3 protein-coding genes and 1 pseudogene are annotated in these 2,790 nt (G+C 75.1%); 1 reads left to right on the top strand and 3 read right to left on the bottom strand.

What is annotated here, in order from left to right; all coding sequences use genetic code 11:
• A partial coding sequence (locus E1P53_RS20375) for a hypothetical protein (RefSeq protein WP_165484380.1) occupies positions 1–192 on the top strand: 192 nt, incomplete at its 5' end.
• A 260-nt stretch (positions 193–452) separates the two neighbouring features.
• Here E1P53_RS20375 and E1P53_RS20625 read toward each other — a convergent pair.
• The 3 genes and pseudogenes from E1P53_RS20625 to E1P53_RS00790 all read right to left on the bottom strand — a co-directional run bounded on the left by E1P53_RS20625 (position 453) and on the right by E1P53_RS00790 (position 2,369).
• Positions 453–776, bottom strand: coding sequence for a tyrosine-type recombinase/integrase (locus E1P53_RS20625; protein ID WP_244941083.1), 324 nt, complete (start codon positions 774–776; stop codon positions 453–455).
• Between the two features lie 412 nt (positions 777–1,188).
• Positions 1,189–1,455: pseudogene (locus E1P53_RS21025) on the bottom strand (site-specific integrase); the annotation flags it as partial.
• Positions 1,456–1,700: 245 nt separating this feature from the next.
• Positions 1,701–2,369, bottom strand: coding sequence for a TRADD-N-associated membrane domain-containing protein (locus tag E1P53_RS00790; protein WP_131733192.1), 669 nt, complete (start codon positions 2,367–2,369; stop codon positions 1,701–1,703).
• Between the last annotated feature and the right edge of the window lie 421 nt (positions 2,370–2,790).

Genomic DNA, 2,790 nt, shown 5'->3' with positions numbered 1-2,790 from the left:
CCCGCTGCCGTCTGGGCGGCCGAGGCCGACCGGCTCCGCTCCGTCGTGCGGCGCACGGTCACCCGGCCCGCGTTCCGCGCCGCCGCCCGGGCCCGGCCGGAGGAGGCCCGCGCCGTGGTCGCCGAGCTGCGCGCGCTTCTGGACGACGTCGAAGCCGCCGCAACCCAGCCCGAGCCCGGCCCAGACGACTAAGCCCGGGGAGTTCTGGGAGTTTCGGGAGGCGTCGACGCGCGTGCGCGCGGATCGCGTCCGGGAGTTTCGCTATGCGTCTACGCGCGTAATACGTATCGGGCGAAACGTCACGGCGGCCGCCGCGAGCTCCCGGCGACGGATCGTCGACCGCGCTCGCGAGGGATTTCTGGAGTTCCTGGAGTGCTTCACGCGCGCCCGCGCCTGCGCGCCTACGCGCGCAGGAGGCCCTGCCGGGGCCCTGCAAGGCTCCTGCCGATCTCCTACGGTCGGGCGGCGCTGTAGGTGCCGGCGTGCCGGGCGACTCCGGCGGCGAGGGCGGCGCCGAGGTCGTAGGCGGGGGAGCGGTCGAGCGATTCGCGGGCCCGGTCGTAGACGCGGGTGGTGCGGGGGTCGGCGTGGCCGAGGAAGTCCTGCACGATGTGCAGCGGGTGGCCGCGGTCCAGCAGCAGCGTGGCCACCGAGTGGCGCAGTGAGTGCGGGGAGAGCTGGTCGGCCTGGTCGATTCCGGCGGCGGCTGCGACGCGGCGCACGAGGCGGAACACCTGCGGCTGGTCGATGGGGCGGCCGGTGCGGGTGACGAACAGCGGCGGATCGGCCGCGGGCCCGGTATCGGCGTCGGCGTCGTTTCGCTCGGCGGCGCGCTCCTGGTCGCGGGCGTCGCGGTCGGCGAGGTAGCGCTCCGAGCGCGTCGCCGGCGAACGGTGGGAGCACCAGGCGTTTGGTGCCGCCGCCCTTGACGGGCAGGTCGAGGGTGGCGTGCCCGCGGTCGCGGCCGAGGCCGCCGCGGGTGGTGCCGGTCACGCTGGAGACGCGGCAGCCGGTGGCGACCATCACCGCCAGCAGCGCGTAGGTGCGCGGCGACTCGCGGACCGCGGCGTAGGCCAGCAGCCGCTGCAGTTCGTCCTCCGACAGGCCGCGGGTGGTCGAGGCCGCCGGTGGCCGCGGGCGCTCCATGCCCTCGCCGAACGGGTTGCGCGCCGTCGCTCCGGCGCGGGTGAGGTAGCCGTACCAGGACGAGGCGGCCGACAGTCGGCGGGCGCGGGTGGCGTCGGCGAGCCCGGCCGCGCGCAGCGCCGCGGCGTACAGGTCGGCCTCGGCCGGGGGCACGTCGGCGGCGTCCAGGCCGCGGGCGGCGGCGTAGGTCAGCCACCACGCCAGGTCGCGGGCGTACCCGGCCTGCGTGCGCGGGGAGGACCGCCGCTCCCCCGACAGCCACGCTGCGGTCGCGGTCAGCGCGGCCTCGGGGAGCCCGTGCGCGCGCATCAGCTCGGCGAGCTCGCGGGGGGTGCGGGCCGGGGCCCGCCCGGTCAGCGGGACCGGCGCGGCCACCGCCAGCGCCCCCGCCTGACCGGCGGCGGGACACTCAGCGCCATGGAGAGTGCCCGGGTGGCCGGAGGCGCCCTCTGGTGTCCCGGCGTCCGCCGCTCGGCGGTCAGCGGCCGTCAGGACGCGCCCGGACAGCGGCACGGCGTCACCGGCGGGATCGTCGGCGGGCGCGGCGAACGGCATCATCCGGGACCTCCCTGGCCGGACGGGGCAGCCGGTGCGGTGGGCGGCACGTTGATGGTGATGGCGGACGGGGCGGCCGCGGCACCGTCCGCGCCAGCGCCGCCGCCGGGGGCGATGACGGTGCGCAACAGGTCGGCCAGGATCACGGCGCGCTGCTGGCCGTCCAGGTGCTGCACGCTGCTCAGCAGTCGTTCGGCGGCCAGGTAGCGGGAGAACTCCAGGGGCTGGTCGAAGTAGGAGCGCAGATGTCCGGCCGAGCTTTCCTGGGAGCGCACGAAGGTGCGGGAGATGAACCCGGCCAGCGCGGCGGCGACCGCGCCGAGCGCCCCGGTCACTGCCGCGGCGGCGGTGGTGTCGGCGGCGGCGGCCAGGGCGGCGAACACCGCCAGCAGCACGAATCCGATGACCATCGCTGCCTGGGCGTTGCGGAAGCTGGTCCGGGCCTGGCTGGTGGCGATCTGGTGGTAGTAGTCCAGTCGCTTCTGGGTGACCTCCCACAGGGCTGGCAACGTCAGCTGGTCGTCTGCGGCCAGTTGGTCCTCGGCGCGTTGCAGGCTCCGCTGGGCGCGCTCCGCAACGGCCCGGTCCCCGCGGCTGGACAGGTAGAAGGCGAACGCGATCCAAACCCCAATGGAACCAAGGAGGCCGAAGAGGATGATCTGCCCCACCCGGCCGAGCTCTTCCGGTGGCCCGTCCAGGGTCCCGAAAGCGACAGCGCCGCCGATGGTGACCCCAACGGCTACGGCAAAGGCGCCGATGGAGAGGAATAGGTGGAATAGGTGTGGCCTGCCTTTGGAGCTTCGGCCATCGTCCGGGTCGTCGCCCCGTGGTGACCTCAGCCGTTCGTGGCCCGAGGGTTGGCGGTGGGTTCGGGCTGATGGGGGTGGAGTCACAGACTACATGATAACCGGCATTGTCATGTAGTGCCGCGGGCAGTCGGATCCGCAAGTGGCTTCGGCCTCCCGGTGCCCCTGGCGGGGCACCGCCGCGGGCGGTCCTCGGCGGCCTTGAAGCAGACCTCCCGGTCCCCGCACCGGGGGCTACCGTCCACGCACCGCGTGCGGGTCGCGCTCGGTACCGCCCCGCACC

The sequence above is a fragment of the Gordonia paraffinivorans genome, assembly GCF_900683595.1.
Classification (GTDB): Bacteria; Actinomycetota; Actinomycetes; order Mycobacteriales; family Mycobacteriaceae; genus Gordonia; species Gordonia paraffinivorans.
This window is presented reverse-complemented; position numbering and strand designations above follow the sequence as displayed.